The sequence below is a fragment of the Mesocryomonas lacus genome (assembly GCF_055730135.2).
This window is the reverse complement of sequence record NZ_JBUZWE020000015.1, coordinates 63,122-86,768: the sequence shown is the minus strand read 5'-3', so window position 1 is coordinate 86,768 and position 23,647 is coordinate 63,122. Positions and strand designations below refer to the sequence as shown.

28 protein-coding genes are annotated in these 23,647 nt (G+C 66.9%); 7 read left to right on the top strand and 21 right to left on the bottom strand.

The window, feature by feature from the left end; translation table 11 throughout:
- Positions 1 to 271 precede the first annotated feature (271 nt).
- From puuE to ACZLZY_RS21070, 3 genes are read left to right on the top strand one after another with little or no spacing between them, the layout of a single operon-like run.
- Positions 272 to 1,696, top strand: a complete 1,425-nt coding sequence (gene puuE, locus ACZLZY_RS21080) for an allantoinase PuuE (RefSeq protein ID WP_472936018.1) — start codon at positions 272 to 274, stop codon at positions 1,694 to 1,696.
- Entirely contained in the window at positions 1,693 to 2,712 is a 1,020-nt protein-coding gene (gene alc, locus ACZLZY_RS21075) for an allantoicase (RefSeq protein ID WP_472936017.1), read from the top strand. The genes puuE and alc overlap by 4 nt, the downstream gene beginning before the upstream one ends.
- Entirely contained in the window at positions 2,712 to 3,212 is a 501-nt protein-coding gene (locus ACZLZY_RS21070) for an ureidoglycolate lyase (RefSeq protein WP_472936016.1), read from the top strand. Before alc ends, ACZLZY_RS21070 begins: the two co-directional genes overlap by 1 nt.
- Positions 3,213 to 3,469: 257 nt before the next feature.
- Here the strand turns inward: ACZLZY_RS21070 and ACZLZY_RS21065 are convergent, their stop codons facing one another.
- From ACZLZY_RS21065 to ureC, 11 genes are all read right to left on the bottom strand, one after another.
- The gene (locus ACZLZY_RS21065) at positions 3,470 to 4,171 is read right to left on the bottom strand and encodes a DUF1868 domain-containing protein (RefSeq protein WP_472936015.1); all 702 of its coding nucleotides are present in this window, start codon (positions 4,169 to 4,171) and stop codon (positions 3,470 to 3,472) included.
- Positions 4,172 to 4,433: 262 nt separating this feature from the next.
- Positions 4,434 to 5,771 (bottom strand): 8-oxoguanine deaminase, encoded by a 1,338-nt coding sequence (locus ACZLZY_RS21060; protein ID WP_472936014.1) that lies wholly within the window; start codon positions 5,769 to 5,771, stop codon positions 4,434 to 4,436.
- Positions 5,772 to 5,773: 2 nt separating this feature from the next.
- Complete coding sequence (gene ureG, locus ACZLZY_RS21055; protein WP_472936013.1) at positions 5,774 to 6,406, bottom strand: urease accessory protein UreG; 633 nt, start codon at positions 6,404 to 6,406, stop codon at positions 5,774 to 5,776.
- A complete protein-coding gene (locus ACZLZY_RS21050) occupies positions 6,403 to 7,122 on the bottom strand; it encodes an urease accessory protein UreF (protein ID WP_472936012.1) in 720 nt (239 codons plus the stop codon). The genes ureG and ACZLZY_RS21050 overlap by 4 nt, the downstream gene beginning before the upstream one ends.
- On the bottom strand, positions 7,115 to 7,612 hold the full coding sequence (locus ACZLZY_RS21045; RefSeq protein ID WP_472936011.1) for an urease accessory protein UreE: 498 nt from the start codon (positions 7,610 to 7,612) through the stop codon (positions 7,115 to 7,117). The genes ACZLZY_RS21050 and ACZLZY_RS21045 overlap by 8 nt, the downstream gene beginning before the upstream one ends.
- Positions 7,609 to 7,965, bottom strand: a complete 357-nt coding sequence (locus tag ACZLZY_RS21040) for an MliC family protein (protein ID WP_472936010.1) — start codon at positions 7,963 to 7,965, stop codon at positions 7,609 to 7,611. The genes ACZLZY_RS21045 and ACZLZY_RS21040 overlap by 4 nt, the downstream gene beginning before the upstream one ends.
- Positions 7,962 to 8,435: a DUF29 domain-containing protein gene (locus ACZLZY_RS21035; RefSeq protein WP_472936009.1), complete on the bottom strand. Its 474-nt coding sequence runs from the start codon at positions 8,433 to 8,435 to the stop codon at positions 7,962 to 7,964. Before ACZLZY_RS21035 ends, ACZLZY_RS21040 begins: the two co-directional genes overlap by 4 nt.
- Positions 8,432 to 8,905, bottom strand: a complete 474-nt coding sequence (locus ACZLZY_RS21030) for a DUF29 domain-containing protein (RefSeq protein WP_472936008.1) — start codon at positions 8,903 to 8,905, stop codon at positions 8,432 to 8,434. Before ACZLZY_RS21030 ends, ACZLZY_RS21035 begins: the two co-directional genes overlap by 4 nt.
- On the bottom strand, positions 8,902 to 9,366 hold the full coding sequence (locus ACZLZY_RS21025; RefSeq protein ID WP_472936007.1) for a DUF29 domain-containing protein: 465 nt from the start codon (positions 9,364 to 9,366) through the stop codon (positions 8,902 to 8,904). Before ACZLZY_RS21025 ends, ACZLZY_RS21030 begins: the two co-directional genes overlap by 4 nt.
- Positions 9,363 to 9,851 carry a DUF29 domain-containing protein gene (locus ACZLZY_RS21020; RefSeq protein ID WP_472936006.1) on the bottom strand — a complete coding sequence of 163 codons (489 nt, stop codon included), beginning with the start codon at positions 9,849 to 9,851 and terminating at the stop codon, positions 9,363 to 9,365. The genes ACZLZY_RS21025 and ACZLZY_RS21020 overlap by 4 nt, the downstream gene beginning before the upstream one ends.
- 57 nt (positions 9,852 to 9,908) lie before the next feature.
- Positions 9,909 to 11,621 (bottom strand): urease subunit alpha, encoded by a 1,713-nt coding sequence (gene ureC / locus ACZLZY_RS21015; RefSeq protein WP_472936005.1) that lies wholly within the window; start codon positions 11,619 to 11,621, stop codon positions 9,909 to 9,911.
- Positions 11,622 to 11,757: 136 nt separating this feature from the next.
- Between ureC and ACZLZY_RS21010 the strand changes: the two genes are divergently transcribed.
- Together ACZLZY_RS21010 and ACZLZY_RS21005 are read left to right on the top strand one after the other, a co-directional pair.
- Positions 11,758 to 12,201 (top strand): hypothetical protein, encoded by a 444-nt coding sequence (locus ACZLZY_RS21010; RefSeq protein WP_496253597.1) that lies wholly within the window; start codon positions 11,758 to 11,760, stop codon positions 12,199 to 12,201.
- 139 nt (positions 12,202 to 12,340) lie between these two features.
- Positions 12,341 to 13,021: a hypothetical protein gene (locus ACZLZY_RS21005; RefSeq protein ID WP_472936003.1), complete on the top strand. Its 681-nt coding sequence runs from the start codon at positions 12,341 to 12,343 to the stop codon at positions 13,019 to 13,021.
- 42 nt (positions 13,022 to 13,063) lie between these two features.
- On the opposite strand, the gene ACZLZY_RS21000 is transcribed toward ACZLZY_RS21005, so the two are convergent.
- Together ACZLZY_RS21000 and ACZLZY_RS20995 are read right to left on the bottom strand one after the other, a co-directional pair.
- Positions 13,064 to 13,369: an urease subunit beta gene (locus tag ACZLZY_RS21000; RefSeq protein ID WP_472936002.1), complete on the bottom strand. Its 306-nt coding sequence runs from the start codon at positions 13,367 to 13,369 to the stop codon at positions 13,064 to 13,066.
- Positions 13,370 to 13,371: 2 nt separating this feature from the next.
- Positions 13,372 to 13,941 carry a HupE/UreJ family protein gene (locus ACZLZY_RS20995; RefSeq protein WP_472936001.1) on the bottom strand — a complete coding sequence of 190 codons (570 nt, stop codon included), beginning with the start codon at positions 13,939 to 13,941 and terminating at the stop codon, positions 13,372 to 13,374.
- 262 nt (positions 13,942 to 14,203) lie between these two features.
- On the opposite strand from ACZLZY_RS20995, the gene ACZLZY_RS20990 reads away from it, so the two are divergent.
- Entirely contained in the window at positions 14,204 to 14,428 is a 225-nt protein-coding gene (locus ACZLZY_RS20990) for a hypothetical protein (RefSeq protein ID WP_472936000.1), read from the top strand.
- Positions 14,429 to 14,441: 13 nt separating this feature from the next.
- On the opposite strand, the gene ACZLZY_RS20985 is transcribed toward ACZLZY_RS20990, so the two are convergent.
- From ACZLZY_RS20985 to ACZLZY_RS20950, 8 genes are all read right to left on the bottom strand, one after another.
- Positions 14,442 to 14,744, bottom strand: coding sequence for an urease subunit gamma (locus tag ACZLZY_RS20985; RefSeq protein WP_472935999.1), 303 nt, complete (start codon positions 14,742 to 14,744; stop codon positions 14,442 to 14,444).
- 24 nt (positions 14,745 to 14,768) lie between these two features.
- Complete coding sequence (locus tag ACZLZY_RS20980; protein ID WP_472936068.1) at positions 14,769 to 15,557, bottom strand: urease accessory protein UreD; 789 nt, start codon at positions 15,555 to 15,557, stop codon at positions 14,769 to 14,771.
- A 55-nt stretch (positions 15,558 to 15,612) separates the two neighbouring features.
- On the bottom strand, positions 15,613 to 16,308 hold the full coding sequence (gene urtE / locus ACZLZY_RS20975) for an urea ABC transporter ATP-binding subunit UrtE (protein ID WP_472935998.1): 696 nt from the start codon (positions 16,306 to 16,308) through the stop codon (positions 15,613 to 15,615).
- Between the two features lie 244 nt (positions 16,309 to 16,552).
- Positions 16,553 to 17,413, bottom strand: a complete 861-nt coding sequence (urtD, locus tag ACZLZY_RS20970) for an urea ABC transporter ATP-binding protein UrtD (protein ID WP_472935997.1) — start codon at positions 17,411 to 17,413, stop codon at positions 16,553 to 16,555.
- Between the two features lie 5 nt (positions 17,414 to 17,418).
- A complete protein-coding gene (gene urtC / locus ACZLZY_RS20965; RefSeq protein ID WP_472935996.1) occupies positions 17,419 to 18,588 on the bottom strand; it encodes an urea ABC transporter permease subunit UrtC in 1,170 nt (389 codons plus the stop codon).
- The gene (gene urtB / locus ACZLZY_RS20960; RefSeq protein WP_472935995.1) at positions 18,585 to 20,216 is read right to left on the bottom strand and encodes an urea ABC transporter permease subunit UrtB; all 1,632 of its coding nucleotides are present in this window, start codon (positions 20,214 to 20,216) and stop codon (positions 18,585 to 18,587) included. The genes urtC and urtB overlap by 4 nt, the downstream gene beginning before the upstream one ends.
- A 179-nt stretch (positions 20,217 to 20,395) precedes the next feature.
- A complete protein-coding gene (gene urtA / locus ACZLZY_RS20955) occupies positions 20,396 to 21,688 on the bottom strand; it encodes an urea ABC transporter substrate-binding protein (RefSeq protein ID WP_472935994.1) in 1,293 nt (430 codons plus the stop codon).
- A gap of 262 nt (positions 21,689 to 21,950) precedes the next feature.
- Complete coding sequence (locus tag ACZLZY_RS20950) at positions 21,951 to 22,157, bottom strand: hypothetical protein (protein ID WP_472935993.1); 207 nt, start codon at positions 22,155 to 22,157, stop codon at positions 21,951 to 21,953.
- 384 nt (positions 22,158 to 22,541) lie between these two features.
- Between ACZLZY_RS20950 and ACZLZY_RS20945 the strand changes: the two genes are divergently transcribed.
- Positions 22,542 to 23,627 carry an alpha/beta hydrolase gene (locus ACZLZY_RS20945; protein WP_472935992.1) on the top strand — a complete coding sequence of 362 codons (1,086 nt, stop codon included), beginning with the start codon at positions 22,542 to 22,544 and terminating at the stop codon, positions 23,625 to 23,627.
- Positions 23,628 to 23,647 lie beyond the last annotated feature (20 nt).

Here is a 23,647-nt window from a genome sequence, read left to right as displayed (position 1 = left end):
TGGGCAATAGGATGTGCAGCACGTATCAGTCTCGTCATCCCGGACTTGATCCGGGATCCATTCCTCGCACGCTGACAAACCCTGTTCGAGGCAGAATGGCGGCAAGATCCACCGTGCCCGAGTTCGCTTAGCGATTTGGAATGGATCCCGGATCAAGTCCGGGATGAGGAATACTGGAGGTGCGCCGCGCCTGGGATTTGACGACGACCCGCCGGTCGGGCCATGCAGGATAGGGCCGCCGCAACGCGGCTGCACCATCATCGGAGCCGACATGCCCTCCTATCCCCGTGACATGCGCGGCTACGGCCGCACCCCGCCTGATCCACACTGGCCGGACGACGCGAAGATCGCCGTGCAGTTCGTGGTCAACTACGAGGAGGGCGGCGAGAATGCGGTGATCCACGGGGACAAGGCGTCGGAGGCCTTCCTGTCGGAGATCGTCGGCGCGGCGCCCTGGCCGGGGCAGCGGCACATGAACATGGAGTCGATCTACGAATACGGCGCCCGCGCCGGGTTCTGGCGGCTGTGGCGGATGTTCACCGAGCGGGCGATGCCCGTGACGGTCTACGGCGTCGCGACGGCGCTGGAGCGAAGCCCCGAGATCGTCGCGGCGATGCTCGAGGCGGACTGGGAGATCGCCTCGCACGGGTTGAAATGGATCGACTACCGCGATCATTCCATCGAGGCCGAGCGGGCCGACATGGCCGAAGCGATCGAGATCCATACCGCGCTCACCGGCCGCCGCCCGACCGGCTGGTACACCGGCCGCTCCTCGGTCCACAGCCTCGACCTCGTCGCCGAGGAAGGCGGCTTCCGCTATGCCTCCGACGCCTATGCCGACGACCTGCCCTATTGGCAGGAAACGCCCTCCGGACCGCTGCTGGTGGTGCCCTACACGCTCGACACCAACGACATGCGCTTCGCGACGCCGCAGGGGTTCAACTCGGGCGACCAGTTCTTCGCCTACCTCAAGGATTCGTTCGACGTGCTCTACGCCGAAGGCGAGGCCGGTTCGGCGAAGATGCTGAACATCGGCCTGCACTGCCGCCTCGTCGGCCGGCCGGGGCGCACGGCGGCGCTGGCGCGGTTCCTCGACTATATCCAGTCGAAGCCGGACGTCTGGGTCGCCAAGCGGATCGACATCGCCGAGCACTGGCACACGCACTTTCCCTACGCCCCGGACCTGCGGCCGAGCGCGATGGACCGCGACGCCTTCGTCGCCCGCTTCGGCGGCGTGTTCGAGCACTCGCCCTTCGTCGCCGAACGCGCCTTCGACCGGGGTCTTTCGGCCGCGCACGACAGCGCGCCCGGCCTGACGGTGGCGATGCAGGCGGCCTTCCGGCGCTCCAGTGCCGACGAGAAACTCGCCGTGCTCAAGGCGCATCCCGATCTCGCCGGCAGACTGGCACAGGCGGGCGAACTGACGGCGGAATCGGCGGGCGAGCAGGCATCGGCCGGGCTCGACCGCCTGACACTGGGAGACCGCGCCCGGTTCGAACGGCTGAACGCGGACTACGTCGCCCGCTTCGGCTTCCCCTTCATCATCGCGGTCAGGGGCCGGACGACGGCGGAGATCCTCGCCGCCTTCGAGACGCGGATCGCCAATGACCGCGACACCGAGCTCGGCACCGCCGCCCGCGAAGTCGAGACGATCGCGGCCATCCGCATATCAGGCATTTTCGGAGAACAAGCATGAGCGAGCGTTTCATCACGGCCCCGGAGGCACCCGAGGCCACCGACCTCCTGCGGCGCACCATCGACCTCGCCCATCCCCGCCTCGGCACCGAGGTGACCTATGCCACCGACGACTTCTTCGCCGACAAGAGCCGGCTGATCGAGCCGGCGGCGCCGGTCTTCTACCCCGACCGCTTCGACGACCACGGCAAGTGGATGGACGGCTGGGAATCGCGGCGCAAGCGCGTGCCCGGCCACGACTTCTGCGTGGTGAAGCTTGGCCAGCGCGGCCGCATCCACGCCGTCGACATCGACACCGCCTTCTTCACCGGCAATTTTCCGCCCGAAGCGATGCTGGAGGCGGCCGATACAGTGGGCGAGCCCGGCGAGGCCGACTGGACCGTGCTGGTCGACCGGCGCCCGCTCGCCGGCAACAGCCACAACGTGGTCGAGACCTCGCCCGACCGCGCCTTCACCTGGCTGCGCCTCCACATCTATCCCGATGGCGGCGTCGCGCGGCTGCGCGTCTACGGCACGATCGAGAAGGACTGGAGCCTCGTCGCGCCGGACGTGGTGCTGGACCTCGCCGCGCAGGAGAACGGCGGCACGGCGATCGCTTGGAACGACGCGCATTACGGCGCCCCCGCCAACATGCTGGCGCCCGGCCGCGCGCCTGTCATGAGCGACGGCTGGGAGACGGCGCGCCGGCGCCGGCCGGGCAATGACTGGTGCGTCATCAAGCTCGGCCATGCCGGCACCATCGAGCGGATCCTGTGCGACACCAAGCACTTCAAGGGCAATTTCCCCGACCGGTTCTCGCTGAAGGCGGCGCGGCTCGACGGCGATCCGTCTGCCGCGGAGATCGAGGCCGTGAGCGCCGGCTGGCCCGTCCTCCTGCCGGAGACGAAGCTTGCCGCCGACGCCGTCGCCGAGTTCACGGCGCCATCCGGCGCCGGGCCGGTGACGCATTTGAGGGTCGACATCTACCCCGATGGCGGCATCTCGCGGCTGCGGCTGTTCGGCCGGAAGGCCTCCTGATGGCGGCCGTCATTCTCGACGTCCTGCCGCTGACCATCGAGGCCTTCGAGCCTTTCGGGCAGGTGATCGAGCCGGACAATGCCGAGGAGATCCGCCTCATCAACGGCGGCACCACGACCCGCTTCCACGACCTCGCCAAGGTCGACGTCGGCACCGAGGGCGGCCGGCCGCTCATCAACATCTTCCGCGGCAAGCCGTTCTCGCTGCCGGTCGAGATCGCGATGATGGAACGCCACCCGCTCGGCAGCCAGGCCTTCGTGCCGCTGCACGACCGGCCCTTCCTGATCGTCGTGGCCCCCGACGAGGGAGGCCGCCCCGGCCGGCCGCAGGCCTTCGTCGCCGAGGGCGGCCAGGGGGTGAACTACGCCCGCAACACCTGGCACCACCCGCTGGTCTCGCTCGACGTGATCAGCGATTTCCTGGTCATCGACCGCGGCGGCGAGGGGGATAATCTGGAGGAGGCGTTCTACGAGGCCCCGTTCCGGATCGAGGCACTGTAAGCGGGGCGACTTGGCGCAAACCTCCGGTGGCCATGTTGCGCAGAGATGCAAACCCCGACGGTCGTCATCCTCGCGCGCAGCGCGGGGACCCATGCCGCCGCCCATGCCAACACGGCTTCACCGCAGCAGAAGGCAGCTCGCGTCCTCCGGAGGGATTGCGTTTCACGCCTCGGCATGGGTCCCCGGCCTTCGGCCGAGGATGACGAACCTGTGGTGGTTGCGACCCGCCGAAACTTCTGCGGTTTCGCACCCGCCTCTCACCCGAGGACCAGCAACTCCTCGAAATGATTCATGTCGGCGAAGCGGCAGAAGGCCGGCGGGCGGAGTTCGAGCACCGGGGCGTCGCGCTGCAGGTTTGCCAGTTCGGCGTCCAGCATCTGCTGCCAAGCGGGCAGTTCGGCATCGTCGAGCCAGTCGATCATGTAGGCGAAGGTCATGTGGAAGCGGTAGTCGTCGTGCTGCGGTTGGCGGTGGCCGAAGGGCACCGTCAGGGCGTCTCGCCAGGCACGCAGCACCGCCTCGTCCCGATCCGTGGCTCCCGCCAGTTGCAGGCCGTTCGGCGTCACGCCGACGACCGCGACGTCGAAGTCGCCGCAGCCCGCAAACTTTTCGAGACGCCGGCGGTAGTACTCGGTCAGTTCGGCGATGTCGGCATCGACAGGCTGGTCCTTGGGCCAGTAGGCGGGCGTTCGCCGGGTTTCCGTCAGGCCTTCGAACAAGGTCATGTGCAGGCTCTCGACTGGGGTGAAGGCGAGTTTGCCCGGCGGCGCGAACGCCATCAGCCGCGACCGCGCGGCCATCACCACTGCTGCCGACGGCGATCCCTCGACGAGATGGCAGACGACGGTGTTGCCGTGCTCGGGCTGGAAATGGCCGTCCTGGTCGTAGCGGAACCCGAGGTGGGGCGGCGGCCCGGCATGGTTCGCGGCGCGGAATCGTTCGAGGTCGGGATAGGCCATGCCAGTCTCCGGAAAGTCCCAGCCGATCGGCGGGGTCGGCCGCGGTTACACCCGTGACCCGACAGTCATGTGACAGGCCAATCAGAACGGGCACGGCGATCCCGCTGGCTTCTTCTCCCCTTCGGGGAGAAGGTCGCGGCAGCGGGATGAGGGGCGGCGCAAACCTTGCATGCGCAAGCCCCCTCATCGGCCTGCCGGCCACTTCTCCCCGGAGGGGCGAAGAAGGCGGCGGCGGCGTTGCGGGTTTCCTTCGGCTACCTGTTCAGCCGAAGCGCGCTGCCGCGGCCCCGTGCTCGGCCCTGAGACGCGCAACGTCGACGCCGCGCGGCATGCCGTCGACCACCCGCCAGTCGCCCCGGACCATCACCCGGTCCGCCCGCGTCGCGCCGCAGAGCACGAGCGCCGCGACCGGATCGTGCGCGCCGGAAAATCGCAGCTCATCGAGCGTGAACAGCGCGAGGTCCGCCTGCCTGCCAACTTCGATGCGGCCGATGTCGCGGCGGCCGAGGCACGCGGCCGAGCCCTCGGTGCCCCAGCGCAGCACGTCGCGCGAGGTCACCGCCGCCGCCGACTGCGTGCGCAGCCGGCCGACCATCAGCGCATGGCGGGCAGATTCGATGAGGTTGGAGGCATCGTTCGAGGCCGAGCCGTCGACGCCGAGCCCGACCGGGCTGCCGGCGGCCATGAGGTCCTCGACCGGGCAGAAGCCGGAGGCGAGGACCGCGTTGGACGTCGGGCAATGGCAGATGCCGACGCGGTGGCGGCCGAGCCTCGCACATTCCTCGATGGTGAAATGAATGCCGTGCGCCAGCCAGGTGCGAGGGGTCAGCCAGCCGACCTCCTCGAGATAGTCGAGCGGGCGATAGCCGAAGAGGCTTTGGCAGTAGTCGTTCTCGTCGCGCGTCTCGCCGAGATGGGTATGCAGCCGGCAGTCCTCGCGCTCGGCAAGCTCGGCGCTCTTCACCATCAGGCTCTTGGTCACCGAGAAGGGCGAGCACGGCGCCAGCGCAATCTGCAGCATCGAGCCTTCCGAGCGGTCGTGGTACTTCACGATCAGCCGTTCGCTGTCGGCAAGGATCGTGTCCTCGTCCTGCACCACGCCGTCCGGCGGCAGTCCGCCATCCTTTTCGGACAGGTTCATCGAGCCGCGCGTCAGCGTCACACGGATGCCGAGGCTTGCGGCCTCTTCCGCCTCAATGTCGATGCCGTTCTCGAGGCCTTTCGGGAAGAGATAGTGGTGGTCGGCCGCCGTGGTGCAGCCCGACATCAAGAGTTCGGTCAGAGCGAGCCGCACGGAGAGACGGAAGGCGTCGGGATCGAGCCGCGCCCAGATGGGGTAGAGGCTCTTCAACCAGGGGAAGAGTTCCTTGTCCACCGCCGCCGGGTGAGCGCGGGTCAAGGTCTGGTAGAAATGGTGATGGGCGTTGACGAGGCCCGGCAACACCACGTGGCGGGACGCGTCGAAGGTCTCGTCCACCGGCTGCGACGGGCCCGCCCCCGCCGGCACCAGCTCGGCGATGCGGCCGTCCTCGACGACGAGCCCGCCCTCGGCGCCCTCGGCGAGGATGCCGAGCGGCTCCTTCAGGAACAGCCGCGCCATGGTCAGGCCGCCGCCGCGATGACGGGAAGGCCGCCTTGCGCCGCAAGGAAGGCGAGAATGTCGCCGAGACCTTGGCCGCGGGACAGGTCGGCGAAGACGGTGGGGAGGTCACCCCGGCCCTTCGCGGCATCCCGCTCCATCCGGGCGAGGTCCGCGTGGACATAGGGCGCTAGGTCCGTCTTGTTGACGATCAGAAGGTCCGAGCGGGTGATCGCCGGGCCGCCCTTGCGCGGGATGTCGTCGCCCTGGCAGACCGAGATGACGTAGATCGAGAGGTCGACAAGGTCCGGCGAGAAGGTGGCGGCGAGGTTGTCGCCGCCCGATTCCACCAGCACCAGGTCGAGGCCGGCATGCCGGGCGCGCAGCTCCTTGATGGCGGCGATGTTGATCGAGGCGTCCTCGCGGATCGCCGTGTGCGGGCAGCCGCCGGTCTCGACGCCGATGATCCGGTCGGCCGCCAGAGCCTGCAGCCGCACCAGCGCCTCGGCATCCTCGCGGGTGTAGATGTCGTTGGTGACGACGCCGATCGACCAGTGGTCGCGCGCCGCCTTGCAGAGTTTTTCGACCAGCGTCGTCTTGCCGGAGCCGACGGGGCCGCCGATGCCGACGCGCAAAGGTCCATTCTGGGAGATCATGAGCGAAAGAGCCTCGTTTCCATGGTTTCGTGCCGCATCGCGGCGATGTCGGAGAGGATGGCCGCCGAGCCGAGATCGTCGAGCGTTGACCCGGCGGCCCGCTCAGCCGCAGCGAGGATCACCGGCTCCAGGCGCTTGGTGACCCGCACCATGTCGCCTTGGCCGAGCGGCACGAGACGCGTCGCCGCGGTGACAAGCGTCGCGGCGAAAGCGTGCGCGAAGGCGGTGAGCGCCGGCTGCAGCGGCACGCCCTCAGCGGCGGCCAGCCGGCCGACGGCGACCGGATAGGGCGCGTCCGGAAGATCCGCCGGCGCCGTGCGCCACGGCGCCGATGCAAGGGTAAAGGCGGCGCCGAGCGCCAGCGTCTCAATCCGGCGCTCGCGGCTGCCCCCGAGCGCCACGGCGAGTTCCGCGACCGCCTGCAGCCGGAGGGGATCGGCGGCGGCCGCATGCGCTTCGGCGAAGAGCACGAGGTCGTTCCAGCCGGAGCCGTGTACCAGCAAGGTGCGTACCCAGCCAAAAAGCGTCTCGGCATCGGCGACCTGCCGCGCCGCGATGGCGCTCTCCAGCCCATGCGAGAAGGCGAAGGCGCCAACCGGGAAAGAGGGCGACAGCCAGGTCAGCAGCCGCAGCAGTGCGGCACTGCCGTCCGCCGAAGGAGGCCTGTCCGGAGCCCGAGACGCCTCGCCCGAAAATGCCTCAGCACCATCAGTCATGGGTGTGATGATCGGTGCCGCGTTCAGCCGTCGGCGCGTCGTGCTCGTGGTGGTCGTTGTGGGCGCCGCCATAGGCGCCGCCCTCCGGATCGAACGGCCCCTCGATCTCGACGACGCTAGCGTTCAGACCTTCCAGCATGTCCTTCAGCACCGGCTCGCGCCGGATGAACAGGTGGTCGGCGCAGATCTGCGCCGCCTGATGGCGGTTGCCGAGGTGCCAGGCGAGCGTCAGGAGATGCGTCGCGTTCGAGCCGCGGACGACGTAGAGCGGCTCGTCCTTCGCCCGCACCTTCAGGAACCGCCCGTCGTCCAGCGCGATTCCGTCGCCCTCGCGCAGCCGCACCGTCTCCGGCAGGTCGAGCAGGAAGGCGATGCCGCCGTCCGACACCATCGCCATCCGCCGCCGGTGCCGCTGCATCTCGTCGAGCGTGATGGTGTCGGCGAAGTCGAACTGCTGGTCGCGGGACTTGACGGTGGTGGCGCGGATCATCGGCTTACCTTGCAACGGATGGGTTTGGCATCGGGCTGGCGCTCGTCGTAGAGGTCGGCGACATTGCCGCGCGTCCACCAGATCGTCGAGCCCGACGCGTATTTCGCGCCCGATGCGGCGAGGACGCCGACGAAGGCACGCGGCGTGCCCGCGACGGGCAGGACCGCGAGCTGCGTGTCCGGCAGGTTGTAATAGGTCACCGCAAGCTTGGCATCACTGCCGGCGCAGGCATAGGACACCGACTGCTGGTCAAGTTTTCCCGGCAGGTCGAGCGTGACGGTCGCAGCCTTGGCCGTGACGACGGCTGCAATGGAAAACCCGGCCAGAGCGACAACGGTCTTGAGCGCGGTCATTCGGCCTCCGGTAGAAAATCGGGCGTCAGGATATCGTCGATAGCGAAGGGACACGTCGCGGGAAAAACGTCAGGCGAAAGACCGGTCTCGTCACTCGCTTGGGCGACGGCGGCCGCATATTCTTCGGCAAGGATTTCGGCTGGAAAAGATGCAAGGCTTGGGCTGTCGTCCAGAACCCTCCGCAGCATCCGCCGCTGCTCTCGGATCGTTCCGCTCCAGCTCCGAGAACGGTGCATTGGCTGAAACCGCCACTTCAGCAGATGCGTCATGATGAGCGTCAACCGGCTGGCGATCTCGCGTCTCTCGCTGCGCCACACGCCCTCGATCTCCTCGGCCGCATTCTCCCAGTCGATGTCGCCACGGTTGTCGAAGCCGGCGTGCGCCCGCAGCTTCGCCCCCTGATCCTGGGTCCAGGCGAAGAAGTCGATGTCGTAGAGGCTCGGTTCGGGCTTCTTGAGGGGCGCGCTCATTCGGCCTCCGGCAGAAAATCGGGATCGAGCAACGCCTCGGCAGTGAAAGGACAGACGCTGGGAAAGTGCGTCGCCGGCAGGCCGGTCTCGCGAACCGCCTCGCGGACTGCCCAGTCATAGGACCAGCCCAGCGCTTCCATGGGAAATGCCCGCAGGCTCGGGCTGTCGATCAGCACCTCGCCGATGTGCAGACGCTGCTCGGCGATCGTCGACCGCCAGCTGTCCGACCGGCGCTCCGGCTGGAAACGCCATTTCAGGAGATGCTGCAGCAGCACCCCCATCCGCGTCCGGATTTCGCGCCTCTCGCTGCGCCCCACGCCTTCGATCTCCTCCGCGAGATTGTCCCAGTCGAGATCGCCGCGATGGTCGAAGGCAGCACGAGCACGCAGCTTCTCACCCTGCTCCTGCGTCCAGGCGTAGAAGTCGCTGTCGTACAGCGAGGGGGCGGACTTCTTCAGCGGGGCGATCAAGCTGGATCACCCGGCAGGAATTCCAGGTCGAGGATTTGGGAAATGGCGTAGGGGCAGGCGACAGGAAACGTCTCGAGCGGCAGCCTCGTCTCGCTGACCGCGTTGAAACGCGCGATCTGATATTCCTCGGCGAGGACTTCGAGTGGATAGCCTTTCAGGCTCGAACTGCGCCGGATTTTCCGGTTGATACGGCTTCGCTGCTCGTGGATCGTCGCGCGCCAACTGTTCGACCGCCAGTCGGGCTGGAAATGCCATTTCAGGAGATGCACGAGAAGGATTGCCAGCCGGTTCTCGATCTCGCTGCATTCTGAATTGCCCACGCTCTCGATCTCCTCGGCGACATTCTCCCAGTCGATGGCGGATGAGGCGTGCGCGCGAAGCCGCGCGGACTGTTCCTGCGCCCACGCGTAGAGGTCGGTGTCGTAGAGACTCGGTTCGGGCTTCTTCAGGGATGCGGTCATGCATCGCTCTCGGGATAGAAATGGGGATCGAGGATGTCGGCGATGGCGAAGGGGCAGTCCTGCGGAAAGACGTTCTCCGGCAGTCGCGTTTCGCCGGAAGCCTTCAGGCGCGCAATTTCATATTCCCTGCCGAAAACTTTCGCCGGATAGACTTTCAGGCATGGACTTGTCGCAAGTTCATCGAGAATTCGGCTGCGCTGCTCGACGATGGTGGCCTTCCAGCTGTTCGACCGGCGTGCGGGCTGGAAACGCCATTTGAGCAGGTGGCTCAGAAGCACGTTAAGCCGCGAAGCGATCTCGCGCTTGGCCGAGTTAGCTAAATCACCCAGCTCCTCGGCTAAATTTTCGAGATCGAGCCGATCCAACTCTCCAGCCTTCATCGCCGCGACCTGATCCTGTACCCATGCAAAATAGTCCGCCGCATAAGCCGTCGTTTCGCGCTGCGGCGCGGGGACGTCTCGGGACTGGCCAAGCTGACGGGACACCGGTTCGGCTCCTTCGGCGACGAGAGCCACGCCGGGACGCAGCTCGATCCGCCGATCCTAGAACATGAAATAGCGCTGCGCCATCGGCAGCACCGTGGCGGGCTCGCAGGTCAGGAGCTCTCCGTCAGCGCGGACCTCGTAGGTTTCGGGGTCGACCTCGATGTGCGGCATGGCATCGTTGAGGATCATCGAGGACTTCGAAATGCCGCCGCGCGTGTTCTCGACGGCGAGGAAGGTCTTGTCGCAGCCGATGCGGCCGCGCAGGCCGTCGTCGAGCGCGGCTTTCGAGACAAAGGTCGCGCCGATCGCCGCCGTCGCCTTGCCGAAAGCGCCGAACATCGGCCGGTAGTGCACCGGCTGCGGGGTCGGGATCGAGGCGTTGGGATCGCCCATGGGCGCGGCGACGATCATGCCGCCGAGGAGGACCATGGCCGGCTTCACCGCGAAGAAGGCGGGGTCCCAGATCACGATGTCGGCGCGCTTGCCGACCTCGATCGAGCCGATCTCGCGGCTCATGCCCTGCGCGATCGCCGGATTGATCGTGTATTTGGCGATGTAGCGACGGGCCCGCAGATTGTCGTTGTCGCCGGTCTCGCCGGCGAGACGACCGCGCTGGCGCTTCATCTTGTCGGCGGTCTGCCAGGTGCGGATCAGCACCTCGCCGACGCGGCCCATGGCCTGGCTGTCGGAGGAGATGATCGAGAAGGCGCCGATGTCGTGCAGGATGTCCTCGGCGGCGATGGTCTCGCGCCGGATCCGGCTCTCGGCAAAGGCGATGTCCTCGGGGATGGAGGCATCGAGGTGGTGGCAGACCATCAGCATGTCGAGATGTTCCTCGAGCGTGTTGACGGTGTAGGGCCGCGTCGGGTTGGTCGAGGACGGGATGACGTTCGGCAGGCCGCAGACCTTGATGATATCGGGCGCATGGCCGCCACCGGCGCCCTCGGTGTGGAAGGCGTGGATGGTCCGACCCTTGAGGGCGGCGACGGTGTCCTCGACGAAGCCGGATTCGTTCAGCGTGTCGGTGTGGATCATCACCTGCACGTCGTAAGCGTCGGCGACCGAGAGGCAGCAGTCGATCGCCGCCGGTGTCGTCCCCCAATCCTCGTGCAGTTTCAGCGCACAGGCGCCGCCGAGCACCATTTCCTCAAGCGCTGCCGGCTTCGACGCATTGCCCTTCCCGGAAAAGCCGATGTTCATCGGCAGGCCGTCGACCGCCTGCAGCATGCGCGCAAGGTGCCAGGGGCCGGGGGTGCAGGTGGTGGCAAGCGTGCCGTGCGCAGGGCCCGTGCCACCGCCGAGCATGGTGGTGATGCCGGAATAGAGCGCGGCATCGATCTGCTGCGGGCAGATGAAATGGATATGCGCGTCGAAGCCACCGGCGGTGACGATCTTGCCCTCACCCGCGATCGCCTCGGTGCCCGGGCCGATGATGATGGTGACGCCCGGCTGGGTGTCGGGATTGCCGGCCTTGCCGATGGCGTGGATGCGCCCGTCGCGCAGGCCAATGTCGGCCTTGTAGATGCCGGTATGGTCGAGAATCAGCGCATTGGTGATCACCGTGTCGACGGCGCCCTCGGCCCGGCTCCTCTGCGACTGGCCCATGCCGTCGCGGATCACCTTGCCGCCGCCGAACTTCACCTCCTCGCCATAGGTGGTGAGGTCCTTCTCCACCTCGATGAACAGCTCGGTGTCGGCAAGCCGCACCTTGTCGCCGGTCGTCGGGCCGAACATCGCGGCATAGGAAGAGCGGGCAATTCGGAACGACATCGGGAACCTCTTGGGACGGCGCGGGACCGGCGCTGACGGGATTCGAGCGGGCCGAACCGTGCTGCAGTGCCGAAGCGCATTCGGACCGCAAACCATCCGGTTTGTCAAAGGCCGCTTCCCGCCCCACCTACAGGGCATGAACAGAATATTCGCACCGACACTGGCTGCCCTTCTCGCAGGCCTCACCTTCTCTGCGGGCGCGGCCCAGGCGCAGGCCTTCGGCAGCGGCCCACCGGGCACTCCCACCGGCAGTTCGATGTCCGGAGCGCGCATCGTCGGCCAGCCGAAGGTCAGAAGCGGCAACCGGGTTCCGAACGCGCGGGTCTTCGGCGATACGGCCGAAGAGCGGGCCTACGGCAAGGATTTCGACGACAGCTACATCAAGCCGAAGGTGCGCAAGGGCATCCGGTCCGGCAAGAGCAATGCCGAGCGCGCGGCCGAGGGACGCTCAAGCCTCGACCCCGCTGCCGCGGGTGCTTACGCGGTGGACGGTCCGACGGCCATCGGCCGCAGCGCCGTCACCCGCAACAGCACGTTCAGCCGCGGCGGCCGGGCGCGGATCGTCAAGCCCGCGCAGTGACGGAGAGACGTTCGCTCCGTTGGCAGGCGACCGATATCGGAACGCCTGAGATGACCCAGCATTGTTGAGACAGGACGTTCGTCGCCGCTCCAGCATACGGCCCGAGTGGCGTCACGAACCAACCGACAGGATTCATGCCATGTCTCGCACATTCCTTCTGGCCATCTCCGCCTCCGTCCTCCTCGCCGGCGCACCGGCCTTCGCGCAGTCTTCCGGCGGCGGCTCGGGCGGCGGCAGCTCGGGCGGCGGCGCCTCCGGCGGCGGCGCAACCGGCTCGGGCAGCAGCAGCAGTTCCGGTGGTGTAACCGGCAGTTCGGCGGCCAGCGGTAGCGGCAGTGGCATCAGTGGCGGCGCCGCGGGCGTCGGCAGCGGCGCAAGCTCGGGCACCACCGGCTCCGGCGCCAGCGGCCTCGGCTCTTCCGGCACGGTCGGATCCGGCGCGACAGGCACTGCAGGGTCGGGCACGACGAGCGGGACGGTCGGTAGCGGCAATGTCGGGCCGTCGGGCGGTATCTCCACCAGCGCGCCGGCCGATACGATGGGCAGCGAGGGGACGGCGACGCAAGGCTCGAGCTCGGTCAACAGCACCAATGCCGATACTATCGCCCGCACGGGCAATGCCGGGGCGACGACGTCCTCCAGCGGATCGAGCAACGCCATCGGTGGTGGCGGTTCGGGTGGCACCGGAATGGGCGCTTCCGGCGCGGGCCGGGCGGAGGATTACAGCATTCCGGCCCCGAAGATCGCGGTCGACCCGCAGCAGATCCGCGGAGCACTAGAGGCTCAGCCCAGTGCCACTCCGAAGCCGAACGGCGACTGAATCGTCCCGTGAGCCGTCAAGTTTCGGAAGCAATCATGGGCGCTACAGCGCGCCCATGATTTTTGCGTTGAACCCGTAGACTTCGCGCAGACCGCGGAGGGGCACCAAGGCCACTTCCCGGGTCTGGCCGGGCTCAAACCTCACGGCCGTTCCTGCAGCGATGTCGAGCCGATGGCCCCGCGCCACAACGCGATCGAAGTCGAGCGCGGGATTGGTCTCGGCGAAGTGGTAATGCGAGCCGACCTGGATCGGTCGGTCCCCGGTGTTCGAAACCTCAAGAGTGACGGCGTCGAGGCCCTCGTTGAGGACGATGTCGCCGGGTGCGGTAATGACTTCGCCGGGGATCATAGTCAGCCCGCCATCAGCGCGACGCCGACGATGGCGGTGCCGAGGCCGATCAGTCGGGCGACGATTTGGAACCGGCCGAGCGACAGCCCGAGGCCGACACCCGCCGCATGCAGCAGCGCCGTCGAGAGGGCGAAGCCGAGGCCGAAGCTCAGTGCGCCGGCCGAACCGAGCTCGGCTGCGTGGGCATGGCCGTGGAACAGGGCGAACATGCCGACCAGCGGCGCCGATGCGGCCAGCGGAAAGCGGACGGCCGCGGCGACGAGGAGGCCGAGCACCACGACCGAGGCGAGGATCGTCGGCTCGACGAAGGGCAGTGCGAAGCCCGCGGTGCCCGCAACGAAGCCGGCCATCATGGTCCCGACGAAGGCCGTGGGAACGATCCAGGTGGCTCGGCCGCCCAGTTGCGCCGCCCAGAGGCCGACAGCCACCATCGCCAGGATATGATCAAGCCCAAACAGCGGGTGCGACAGGCCGGCCATCAGCGAGCCGTGCTCCGCAGGATTGAGGTGTGCGAAGGCGGGGGCAACTCCGGTCAGGAGCGCAGCGGCGGCGAGTGCGATAGGTTTCAGCATCTGTTCCTCAAAGGTCAACAAGGGCGCCCGGGTTTGGGTCGCGCCCGGCATGGCGAGTCTGGTTAAAAAACCGTTTCCGCCGGGATACTTTGGAAGACCCGGCCGTTCCTGTCAAAGACCATTACCGGATCCGCCTTCTTGGCAAGTGCATACTCATTGGTCGTTCAAATTCGAGACAGTTTGCAGCCGCTCCGCCAAGACCTCTGTCTTATGATGGCGGCAAGGCGAGACAGACAGCCAACGCCGCTCCACGGAACCCACGATGCCCCGCACTCTCTCCCGCTGCCTCCTTCTCGGCCTCCCCGTCGTCGCCCTCCTCGCGCTCGTCGGCCAGACGGGCGGGCCCGAGCGCATGATCATCCGCACCGCGACGATCAATGGCGTGACTGGCCCGGTCTATTATTCCAGCCTCGAAAGACGCTATCTCGCTGTCAGCACAGCCAACGATGCTGAAATTGCCGGCCTCGACACCGCCGACACGCAGTAGTCGACCGTCACGTTCAGCGGATCGGCTGGTGAACCGTCACGAGCTTGGTCCCGTCGGGAAATGTCGCCTCGACCTGAATGTCGTGGATCATCTCGGCAATGCCCTCCATCACCTGGCCGCGGGTGACGACATGGGCGCCGGCATCCATCAGGTCGGCGACCGAGCGCCCGTCGCGGGCGCCTTCGACGACGAAGTCGGAGATGATGGCGATCGCCTCGGGATGGTTCAGCTTGACGCCGCGCGCCAACCGCTTGCGCGCAACCTCCGCGGCCATGGCGATGATCAGCTTGTCCTTCTCGCGCGGCGTCAGTTGCATCGCATAACTTTCTTTCAGATCCCGTCATATCGACCATACCCGCGGAAGCGGGGCGTTTGCCAGCACCTGCAACACGGGGATCAGCCGCTTGCGCAGCAAAAATCCGCTGCCGGCCACCAAGCGCGCCACGAGGAAGCCATCGACGAGGCTGGCGCCGCCGTCCGGGCCGATGCGGTGCCTAACATCGTCGAGCAGGCTCTCGGCGTCCGGCGACTGGCAGAGAATCGTGCAAAAGGCCTTGGCGCCGGCAAGGCTTGCCTTGGACGCGGCGATGTCGTCGATCGCACCGACGAGGCTCAGATTGTCGGCAAAGACCAGGACGCCATCGCGGCGGATGCGCCAGCGGTCGCGCAGCGATCCCTCCCGCACGGTCTCGCCCATCAGGGTCCGCCCGAGCACCACGCTTTCGGCCACCAGCAGCTGGCTCGACGCGGCACAGTCGACATCAAGCGTCCGGGCCAACGCTCCGCCATCGAACAGGATCGTCTCCTGCGGCAGGTAGTGGAAGCTTGCCCCCTCGCCCACCCGGATCGTGGTCGCGATCTGTGCCTCGCCAGCGGAGGCGCGGTAGACGCGCTCCGAGGCCTGCGTCGTGAGGCTGAAGGCAGATCCGGCATCGGCGGCGAAATCCTGCTGCAGCCGGTCGCCGCCGGTGAGACCGCCGGAGGAGTTGATCAGCACGGCTTCCGCCATCGCCTCGCCGTTCCGGGGAAACCGCAGCTTCAGGCAGCCCGCCTGGTGCAGCTTCGCCAGCCGCGACCGGCCGTCGGTCAAGCGGAACTCGGCCAACGCCCGGCCGCGCGCCCGCTGCAGGCTGGGCGCCGGCGCGGGAGCGGGATCGGACAGAGCGATGGCGATGGGCAGCGCGTCAGACGGTGAGATGCTTGCGGACCTCCGGGCGGTCGAGATCCTCGGCCGTGCCCTCGAAGACGATTTCGCCGCGATCCATGATGTAGACCTTGTCGGCGAGTTCGCGGCAGAAGTCGAGATACTGCTCGACCAACAAGATCGCGAGGCCCGAATGCTCCTTGAGGTAGCGGATGGCCCGGCCGATGTCCTTGATGATCGAGGGCTGGATGCCCTCGGTCGGCTCGTCCAGCACCAGGAGGCCCGGCCGCGTCACCAGCGCGCGGCCGATCGCGAGCTGCTGCTGCTGGCCGCCCGACAGGTCGCCGCCACGCCGGCCGAGCATGGTCTTCAGCACCGGGAAGAGTTCGAAGACGTGCTCGGGGATATGCCGGTCCGCCCGCTTCAGCGGCGCATAGCCGGTCTCGAGGTTTTCCTTCACCGTCAGCAGCGGAAACACTTCACGCCCTTGCGGCACGAAACCGATGCCGCGCCGCGCTCGCGCATAGGGCGCCTCGCGGCCGAGCGGGTGGCCGTCCAGCGCGATCTCGCCCGAGCGGATCGGCTGCTGGCCGACGATGGCGCGCAGGAGGCTGGTCTTGCCGACGCCGTTGCGCCCGAGAACGCAGGTGATCTCGGCCTTCCCGGCGCTCATCGACACGCCGCGCAGTGCCTGTGCGGCGCCGTAGTAGAGGTCGATGTTCGAGACGTTCAGCATGGCTTGGTCCTTTGCAGTGGCCGGCCTGCGGGGACACAGATCAAGCGCGGCGTCGACGCGCCGATCTCCCCACCCGAGGGGGAGATGGCCGGCAGGCCAGAGGGGGGCAAGCTGCCGCTGCGTCGGCGGGCTATTCCGGATGCCGATGGGCGGTAAAGTCGGCGCTCGACGGCGCCCCCCTCTGCCCTGCTGGGCATCTCCCCCTCAAGGGGGGAGATCGGCGGCTGAAGCCCGGTGCGCACCCTCACCGCCCCAGATACACTTCGACGACGCGCGGATCGGCGCTGACGGCGTCGAGCGTGCCTTCGGCCAGCACCGAGCCCTCGTGCAGGCAGGTGACCTTCACGTCCAGCGCGCGCACAAAATGCATGTCGTGCTCGACCACCACGACCGAGCGGGTCCGCGCAATGTCCTTCAGGAGCCGCGCGGTCTCCTCGGTCTCGGCATCGGTCATCCCCGCGACGGGCTCGTCAACGAGCAGCAGTTCCGGGTCCTGGGCCAGCAGCATGCCGATCTCCAGCCATTGCTTCTGCCCGTGGCTGAGATCCCCCGCGAGCGTCGCGCGCCGCGCGCCGAGCCGCGTCGTCGTCAGGATCTCGTCGATCTTGTGCGCCTCGGCCGGGGTGTTGCGGTGGAACAGCGCCGCGAAGACGCTCCGCGTCCCGGCCATGGCGAGGCGCAGATTGTCCTCAATGGTGTGGCTGTCGAACACCGTCGGCTTCTGGAATTTTCGGCCGATGCCCATCGAGGCGATGTCGGCCTCGTCATGCTGTGTGAGGTCGACGTCGCCCTTGAAGAAGACCTCGCCGGCATCGGGCTTGGTCTTGCCGGTGATGATGTCCATCATGGTCGTCTTGCCGGCGCCGTTCGGGCCGATGATGGCGCGCATCTCGCCCTTCTGGATGACGATGGACAGGCCGTTGATCGCCTTGAAGCCGTCGAAGGTCTTCGTCACGCCGTCGAGGTAGAGCAGCGTCTCGCGTCGCGGCGAGACAAGGCTGGCCTTGGCCGCGAGTTCGGCGGCGCGCTGCGTGGCATAGGGGTGCGGCGAGACGACGAAGCCAGCACCGTCGAGCGCCGAGAAGGCAGGGTTGATCTCGTTCATCGGCTTCACTCCGCCGCACTCGGCACGGCGGCATCGCTGCCGGTCCGGGAATCACCGATGCCCTTTTCCGCCGCGCGGGCCCGCCGGCGATCACGCAGCCCGCCCCAGCCGGCGTCGAACGTGCCGACGATGCCACGCGGCAGGAACAACGTCACGAAGACGAAGAGGCCGCCGAGCACGAACAGCCAGAACTCCGGCGCCGCCGCGGTGAAGAAGCTCTTGCCGGCATTGACAATCAGCGCGCCGATCACCGGGCCGAGCAGCGTGCCGCGGCCGCCGACCGCCGCCCAAACCACCACCTCGATGGAATTGACCGGGGCGAACTCGCCGGGATTGATGATGCCGACCTGCGGCACGTAGAGCGCGCCGGCGAGCCCCGCCATCATCGCCGAGACGGTGAAGGCGAAGAGTTTGACGTGCTCGGCGCGCCAGCCGAGAAAGCGCGTGCGACTCTCGGCATCGCGCACGGCGATCATCAGCTTGCCGAGCTTCGAGCGGGTGATGAGGCCGACGAGGACGACGCCAAGCGCCAGCGCCACGCAGCTGGCGACGAAGAGGCCGAGCCGGGTCGACGCGGCGGCCAGCGGGAAGCCGAGCAGTTCCTTGAAGTCGGTCAGTCCGTTATTGCCGCCAAAACCCATGTCGTTGCGGAAGAAGGCAAGGAGCAGCGCGTAGGTCAGCGCCTGGGTGATGATCGAGAGATAGACGCCTGTGACCCGGCTCCGGAAGGCGAAGTAGCCGAAGACGAAGGCGAGCAGCCCCGGCACCAGGAACACCATCAGAGCGGCGAACCAGAACTGGTCGAAGCCGGTCCAGAACCAGGGCAGTTCCTTCCAGTTCAAGAAGACCATGAAGTCCGGCAGCACCGCATTGCCATAGGTGCCGCGGGTGCCGATCTGGCGCATCAGATACATGCCCATGGCGTAGCCGCCGAGCGCAAAGAAAGCGCCGTGGCCGAGGCTGAGAATACCGACATAGCCCCAGACGAGGTCGAGCGAGAGCGCCAGCAGCGCGTAGCAGAGATATTTGCCGATCAGCGGGACGGCATAGGACGGAATATGGAAAGGGCTCTCCGGCGGCATCCACTGGTTCGCCATCGGCACCAAAATGGCAGCGGCGATCAGCGACAGGACGATGAACCAGACGCGCGGTCCGAGGAATTTGGCAAAGATCATGCGTCCACGAACCTCCCCTTCTGGGCGAACAGGCCGCGCGGTCGTTTCTGGATGAAGAGGATGATGAGGACGAGCACCACGATCTTGCCGAGCACTGCGCCGGCATAGGGCTCGAGCAGCTTGTTGACGATGCCGAGCGACATCGCGCCCACCAGCGTGCCCCAGAGATTGCCGACGCCGCCGAAGACGACGACCATGAAGCTGTCGATGATGTAGCCCTGGCCGAGATCGGGCGAGACATTGTCGATCTGGCTGAGCGCGACGCCGGCAATGCCGGCAATGCCCGAGCCGAGCGCGAAGGTCGCGGCATCCACCCAAGGGGTGCGGATGCCCATGGCCGAGGCCATCTTGCGGTTCTGGGTGACGGCCCGCATCTGCAGGCCCATCGCCGTGCGGTTCAGCGCGGCGAGCAGCGCAAAGAAGATCACGGCGGAGAAGACGATGATCCAGGCGCGGTTCCAGGTCACCGACATCAGCCCGACATCGAAGGCGCCGGACATCCAGGAGGGGTTGCCGACCTCGCGGTTGGTCGGGCCGAAGATCGTGCGGATGCCTTGCTGCAGGATCAGCGAGACGCCGTAGGTCGCGAGCAGCGTCTCCAGCGGCCGGCCGTAGAGGAAGCGGATGAGGAAGCGCTCCATCACCAGGCCGACGAGGGCGGAAACGGCGAAGGCGAGCGGCAGCGCGATCGGCAGCGACCAGTCGAACAGGCCAGGTGCATGCGTGCGGATCGCCTCCTGCACGACGAAGGTGGTGTAGGCGCCGAGCATCACCATCTCGCCATGCGCCATGTTGATGACGCCCATCACGCCGAAAGTGATGGCAAGGCCGATGGCGGCGAGCAGCAGCACCGAGCCGAGCGACAGCCCGTACCAGACGTTCTGCGCGTAGCCCCAGAGGGTGATGTTCTGCTCGATGGCGGCCGCGGCGGCGGTTGCGGCAGCGGTCAGCTCGGACGCTTCGGCGGAGCGAATTTCGGCGAGCACCACCAGCGACTGGCGGTCGCCACGGTCGGCGATCAGGTCGATGGCCGCAAGCTTTTCGGCGACGGGGCGGTCCGACTTGATCACCGCGGCGGCGCGCGCTTGGCTGAGCCGCAGCTTGACGGCCGGGACGTCCTCCTTGGCGATGGCGGCATCGAGCACGCCGACCTGATCGGGCGTCGCCGAGGTAAAGAGATTCATCGCCGCGGACAGGCGGCGTGCGGGATCAGGTGAGCCGAGCGTCAGCGTGCCCAGCGCATCGGCGACGACAACGCGGATCGAATTTTTGACGCGGACCTTCTGGAGGTCCGCCGCCGCGGCGGTGCCGAGCGGTGCGCCGGTATAGGGGTCGAGGATTTCAGCCGGATCCGCCCGCCCCCGGGCGATCACCACGCTGCCGTCGGCGCGGTAGAACAGCTCACCCGCCGCCAGCGCGTTCAAGACGGTCGCGACGGCCGGATCGCCGGTGGCGGCGAGCTTGCGGACGGTCGCCTCGGTCGCGTCAAAACTCTTCTTGCCGGCGAATTCGGCGATGATCGGAGCGATGCCGGCGGCGTCCTGCGCCATGGCGGGGCCCGGCAGGAGGAAGGCGGCCAAGAGCATGAGGCCAGCAAGAAAGGCATGTCGCAGCGTAGAAGATGTCATCGGGACGCCGGTTGCGAGGGAAGGAAAGACGGGGCGGCGGCGAGGGCCGCCGCCCCGTGGGGAGGGCGCGCATGCGGGAGGTCATGCACGCCATCCGGGCAGGCCTTGCGAAAGAGGGTGCCGTATCGCCGCGGTCTGCCGAAGGGTCTTGCGCCGCTGGTTGCAGCGGCGCGGGAGGCTTAGTTGGCCTTGACGGAACCGCCGCAGGTCTTCGTCTCGGTGTTGTAGTTGCCGCAGCGGATCGGGTCGGTCCAGTCGGCGACGAGCGGCTTCGACTCCGGCAGGAAGTCCGACCAGGCATCGCCCTCGACAGCCGGGATCTCCTTGACGACTTCGAACTGACCGTCGGCCTGGATTTCGCCGATCAGCGTCGGCTTGGTGATGTGATGGTTCTTGCCCATCGTCGCCATGCCGCCGGAAAGGTTCGGCACGGACAGGCCGACCATGGCGTCGATCACCTTGTCCGGGTCGGTGGTGCCGGCCTTCTCGACCGCCTTGACCCAGAGGTTGAAGCCGATGAAATGGGCTTCCATCGGGTCGTTGGTCACGCGCTTGTCGTTCTTGATGTAGGCATGCCAGGCCTTGATGAAGGCGGCGTTCTCAGGCGTGTCGACCGACTGGAAGTAGTTCCAGGCGGCGAGGTGGCCGACCAGCGGGGCGGTGTCGATGCCGGCAAGCTCTTCCTCGCCGACCGAGAAGGCCATCACGGGAATATCCTCGGCGGTGATGCCCTGGTTGGCGAGTTCCTTGTAGAACGGCACGTTGGCGTCGCCGTTGACGGTCGACACGACGCCCGTCTTCTTGCCGGCCGCGCCGAATTCCTTGATCGCGGAGACCTCGGTCTGCCAGTCGCTGAAGCCGAATGGCGTGTAGTTGACCTTGATATCCTCGGCCGGGACGCCCTTCGAAAGGAGATAGGCTTCGAGGATCTTGTTGGTGGTACGGGGATAGACGTAGTCGGTGCCTTCCAGCACCCAGCGCTTCACGCCTTCCTCCATCATGTAGTCGACGGCCGGGATCGCCTGCTGGTTGGGGGCAGCGCCGGTGTAGAAGATGTTCTTCGAGGACTCTTCGCCCTCGTACTGCACGGGATAGAACACGACGGTGTCGAGCTCTTCGGCGACCGGCAGGATCGACTTGCGCGAGACCGAGGTCCAGCAGCAGAACACCGCCGCGACCTTCTGGGCCGAGACAAGATCGCGCATCTTCTCGGCGAACAGCGGCCAGTCGGAGGCGGGATCGACGACGACCGGCTCAAGCTTCTTGCCGAGCAGGCCGCCCTTGGCGTTCTGCTCCTCGATCAGCATCAGCATGACGTCCTTGAGGGTCGTCTCGGAGATCGCCATCGTGCCGGAGAGCGAATGCAGCACGCCGACCTTGATGGTCTCCTGCGCCTGGGCTGCAGGGGCCCCAAAAGACCCAAGAGCCAAGGCCGCAGCGGCTCCCCGCAGCCACTTCTTCGCTGAAAACATTCCCACTCTCCACTCGTTCCGACCCGCCCCCTGACGGATCCTCGCAAGTGGATTGGCAAGCCGCGTGCCATATCGCTGCCGACCAAAGTTCGAGCGCAACAAAATAGTCAGTCGACTGCTGATCAAGGCCTTGCAGGGCGTTCCGCACGGTCGGAATGCCGCGAGAATCAGCAGGCTCGATGCGCAAGACCTTCTCCGCCGCTGCATGCGCCTGCTGCACCAGTACAATTGCCTATATATGAGGCAGATGGCACGTTGCTGTTCAGATTGGCTGCTTACGGGCCTGAGGCCAACCGCACTTCCAGCTCGTCACCTTCCACTGCGGATGGTCGCCGGCCCATTGGGCGACATAGGGTGACGACAGCATCATGCACTGGGTCAGCGAGCCCCGGCTCTCGTAGTAGAGGTGCTCTTCCTTGCAAGTCTGCGGCTGGGAAACCATGCAGACGGACAGGATCAGGTCGATCATTTCGCGCTCCCTGGGCCGACAGCCCGATTTTGGTGCCCATCGCAGGAAACCGAGGGAGCGCTACATCGGCCGCACCCATCCCCTGCACATCTGATCGTAGAGCAGCCTGCATGGGGAGGAAGACACGCGCAGACACCAGATCTCTCAAGATTTCGCGAGCACAGGCGGAGCCCTCTTGGCGATCCGTCGTCACGCTTGAACTCGCTGGCCGTTTCTCGCAGGCCAAGACACGCCCGAGCCTTCTTCTGGTTCCCGCCACGGCAGACAGACACGCCGAAAAACCGTTCGGAATCAATCACGTTTCTGTTCGCTCACCGACCCGGAACGCATCGAGAGGATGTGCGGTTCTCCAGCCACATCCCTCTGCATTCCAAAGGATACCTTATGAAAACCGCAACCCGTCTGGCTCTGGCGCTTGTTTCGGCAACGCTCCTCTCGACCGCCGCCCTCGCGCAGACCGCCACTCCGGCGACTGCCCCAATGAGCGACACGGCCAAACCTGCGATGGCGCAGCCGACGGCCGAGATGAAATCCGTCCTGGACAAGCTAGAGGAACTCGGCGCCAAGCCGATCGGCACGCAGTCGGTGGAAGAAACCCGCAAGGGCCCGACGCCGGCAGACGCGGCGATGGCGGTCATGAAGGAGAAGGGCATCGAGCCTGACGCTGCCTTCAAGGCGGTGAAGACCAAGGACATGATGATCCCCGGTGCAGCCGGCGAGATTCCGGTCCGCGTCTACACGCCGGAAGGCACCGGGCCTTTTCCGGTTGTCGTCTACTTCCACGGCGGCGGCTGGGTGATCGCTGACATCGATACCTATGACGCCTCGGCCCGCGGCATCGCCGCCAACGCCAAGGCGGTCGTGGTTTCGGCCGACTACCGTCATGCCCCGGAGAACAAGTTCCCGGCGGCGCACGAGGACGCCATCGCGGCCTACAAGTGGGCGATCGAGAATTCCGGAAGCTTCAATGGCGATGCCAAGAAGGTCGCGCTGGTCGGCGAGAGCGCCGGCGGTAACCTGGCGGCCAACGTCGCCATCGCGGCCCGCGACCAGAAGCTCACCATGCCGCTGGCCGAAGTGCTGGTCTATCCCGTCGCCGGCAAGGACATGATGACCCCGTCCTACGTCGAGAATGCAGAGGCCGCGCCGCTGTCGAAGCAGGCGATGGAGTGGTTCGTCTCCAACGTGTTCGAGAGCAAGGACCAGGCCGCGGACCCGCGGCTCGATCTCGTCAACCGCACGGATCTCGCCGGCTTGCCGCCGACCACGATCATCAATGCTGAGATCGATCCGCTGCGGTCAGAAGGTGAAATGCTCGCGGAGAAGCTGAAGGCGGCCGGCGTCGCCACCGAGCAGAAGACTTTTGACGGCGTGACGCACGAGTTCTTCGGCATGGCGGCGGTTGTGCCGGAAGCGAAGGAAGCGACAGACATGGCCGTCAAGGCTCTGACCAAAGCTTTCGGCAGCTAATCTCGATGAAGAGACTGCGG

Excerpts from the sequence above, each read along its gene's own strand:
- ACZLZY_RS20985 (WP_472935999.1), bottom strand. The coding sequence starts at position 14,744 with ATGCAACTGACGCCGCGCGAGAAGGACAAGCTGATCATCGCCATGGCC.
- ACZLZY_RS21005 (WP_472936003.1), top strand. The coding sequence starts at position 12,341 with ATGTCTCGCACATTCCTTCTGGCCATCTCCGCCTCCGTCCTCCTCGCC.
- ACZLZY_RS21000 (WP_472936002.1), bottom strand. The coding sequence starts at position 13,369 with ATGATCCCCGGCGAAGTCATTACCGCACCCGGCGACATCGTCCTCAAC.
- urtE (WP_472935998.1), bottom strand. The coding sequence starts at position 16,308 with ATGCTGAACGTCTCGAACATCGACCTCTACTACGGCGCCGCACAGGCA.
- ACZLZY_RS21045 (WP_472936011.1), bottom strand. The coding sequence starts at position 7,612 with ATGATCCGCGCCACCACCGTCAAGTCCCGCGACCAGCAGTTCGACTTC.
- ACZLZY_RS20995 (WP_472936001.1), bottom strand. The coding sequence starts at position 13,941 with ATGCTGAAACCTATCGCACTCGCCGCCGCTGCGCTCCTGACCGGAGTT.
- urtC (WP_472935996.1), bottom strand. The coding sequence starts at position 18,588 with ATGATCTTTGCCAAATTCCTCGGACCGCGCGTCTGGTTCATCGTCCTG.
- ACZLZY_RS20990 (WP_472936000.1), top strand. The coding sequence starts at position 14,204 with ATGCCCCGCACTCTCTCCCGCTGCCTCCTTCTCGGCCTCCCCGTCGTC.
- alc (WP_472936017.1), top strand. The coding sequence starts at position 1,693 with ATGAGCGAGCGTTTCATCACGGCCCCGGAGGCACCCGAGGCCACCGAC.
- puuE (WP_472936018.1), top strand. The coding sequence starts at position 272 with ATGCCCTCCTATCCCCGTGACATGCGCGGCTACGGCCGCACCCCGCCT.
- ACZLZY_RS21070 (WP_472936016.1), top strand. The coding sequence starts at position 2,712 with ATGGCGGCCGTCATTCTCGACGTCCTGCCGCTGACCATCGAGGCCTTC.
- ACZLZY_RS21035 (WP_472936009.1), bottom strand. The coding sequence starts at position 8,435 with ATGAGCGCGCCCCTCAAGAAGCCCGAACCGAGCCTCTACGACATCGAC.
- ACZLZY_RS20945 (WP_472935992.1), top strand. The coding sequence starts at position 22,542 with ATGAAAACCGCAACCCGTCTGGCTCTGGCGCTTGTTTCGGCAACGCTC.
- ACZLZY_RS21060 (WP_472936014.1), bottom strand. The coding sequence starts at position 5,771 with ATGGCGCGGCTGTTCCTGAAGGAGCCGCTCGGCATCCTCGCCGAGGGC.
- ACZLZY_RS20950 (WP_472935993.1), bottom strand. The coding sequence starts at position 22,157 with ATGATCGACCTGATCCTGTCCGTCTGCATGGTTTCCCAGCCGCAGACT.
- urtB (WP_472935995.1), bottom strand. The coding sequence starts at position 20,216 with ATGACATCTTCTACGCTGCGACATGCCTTTCTTGCTGGCCTCATGCTC.
- ACZLZY_RS21010 (WP_496253597.1), top strand. The coding sequence starts at position 11,758 with ATGAACAGAATATTCGCACCGACACTGGCTGCCCTTCTCGCAGGCCTC.
- ACZLZY_RS21065 (WP_472936015.1), bottom strand. The coding sequence starts at position 4,171 with ATGGCCTATCCCGACCTCGAACGATTCCGCGCCGCGAACCATGCCGGG.
- ACZLZY_RS21040 (WP_472936010.1), bottom strand. The coding sequence starts at position 7,965 with ATGACCGCGCTCAAGACCGTTGTCGCTCTGGCCGGGTTTTCCATTGCA.
- ureG (WP_472936013.1), bottom strand. The coding sequence starts at position 6,406 with ATGATCTCCCAGAATGGACCTTTGCGCGTCGGCATCGGCGGCCCCGTC.
- urtA (WP_472935994.1), bottom strand. The coding sequence starts at position 21,688 with ATGTTTTCAGCGAAGAAGTGGCTGCGGGGAGCCGCTGCGGCCTTGGCT.
- urtD (WP_472935997.1), bottom strand. The coding sequence starts at position 17,413 with ATGAACGAGATCAACCCTGCCTTCTCGGCGCTCGACGGTGCTGGCTTC.
- ureC (WP_472936005.1), bottom strand. The coding sequence starts at position 11,621 with ATGTCGTTCCGAATTGCCCGCTCTTCCTATGCCGCGATGTTCGGCCCG.
- ACZLZY_RS21025 (WP_472936007.1), bottom strand. The coding sequence starts at position 9,366 with ATGACCGCATCCCTGAAGAAGCCCGAACCGAGTCTCTACGACACCGAC.
- ACZLZY_RS21050 (WP_472936012.1), bottom strand. The coding sequence starts at position 7,122 with ATGACTGATGGTGCTGAGGCATTTTCGGGCGAGGCGTCTCGGGCTCCG.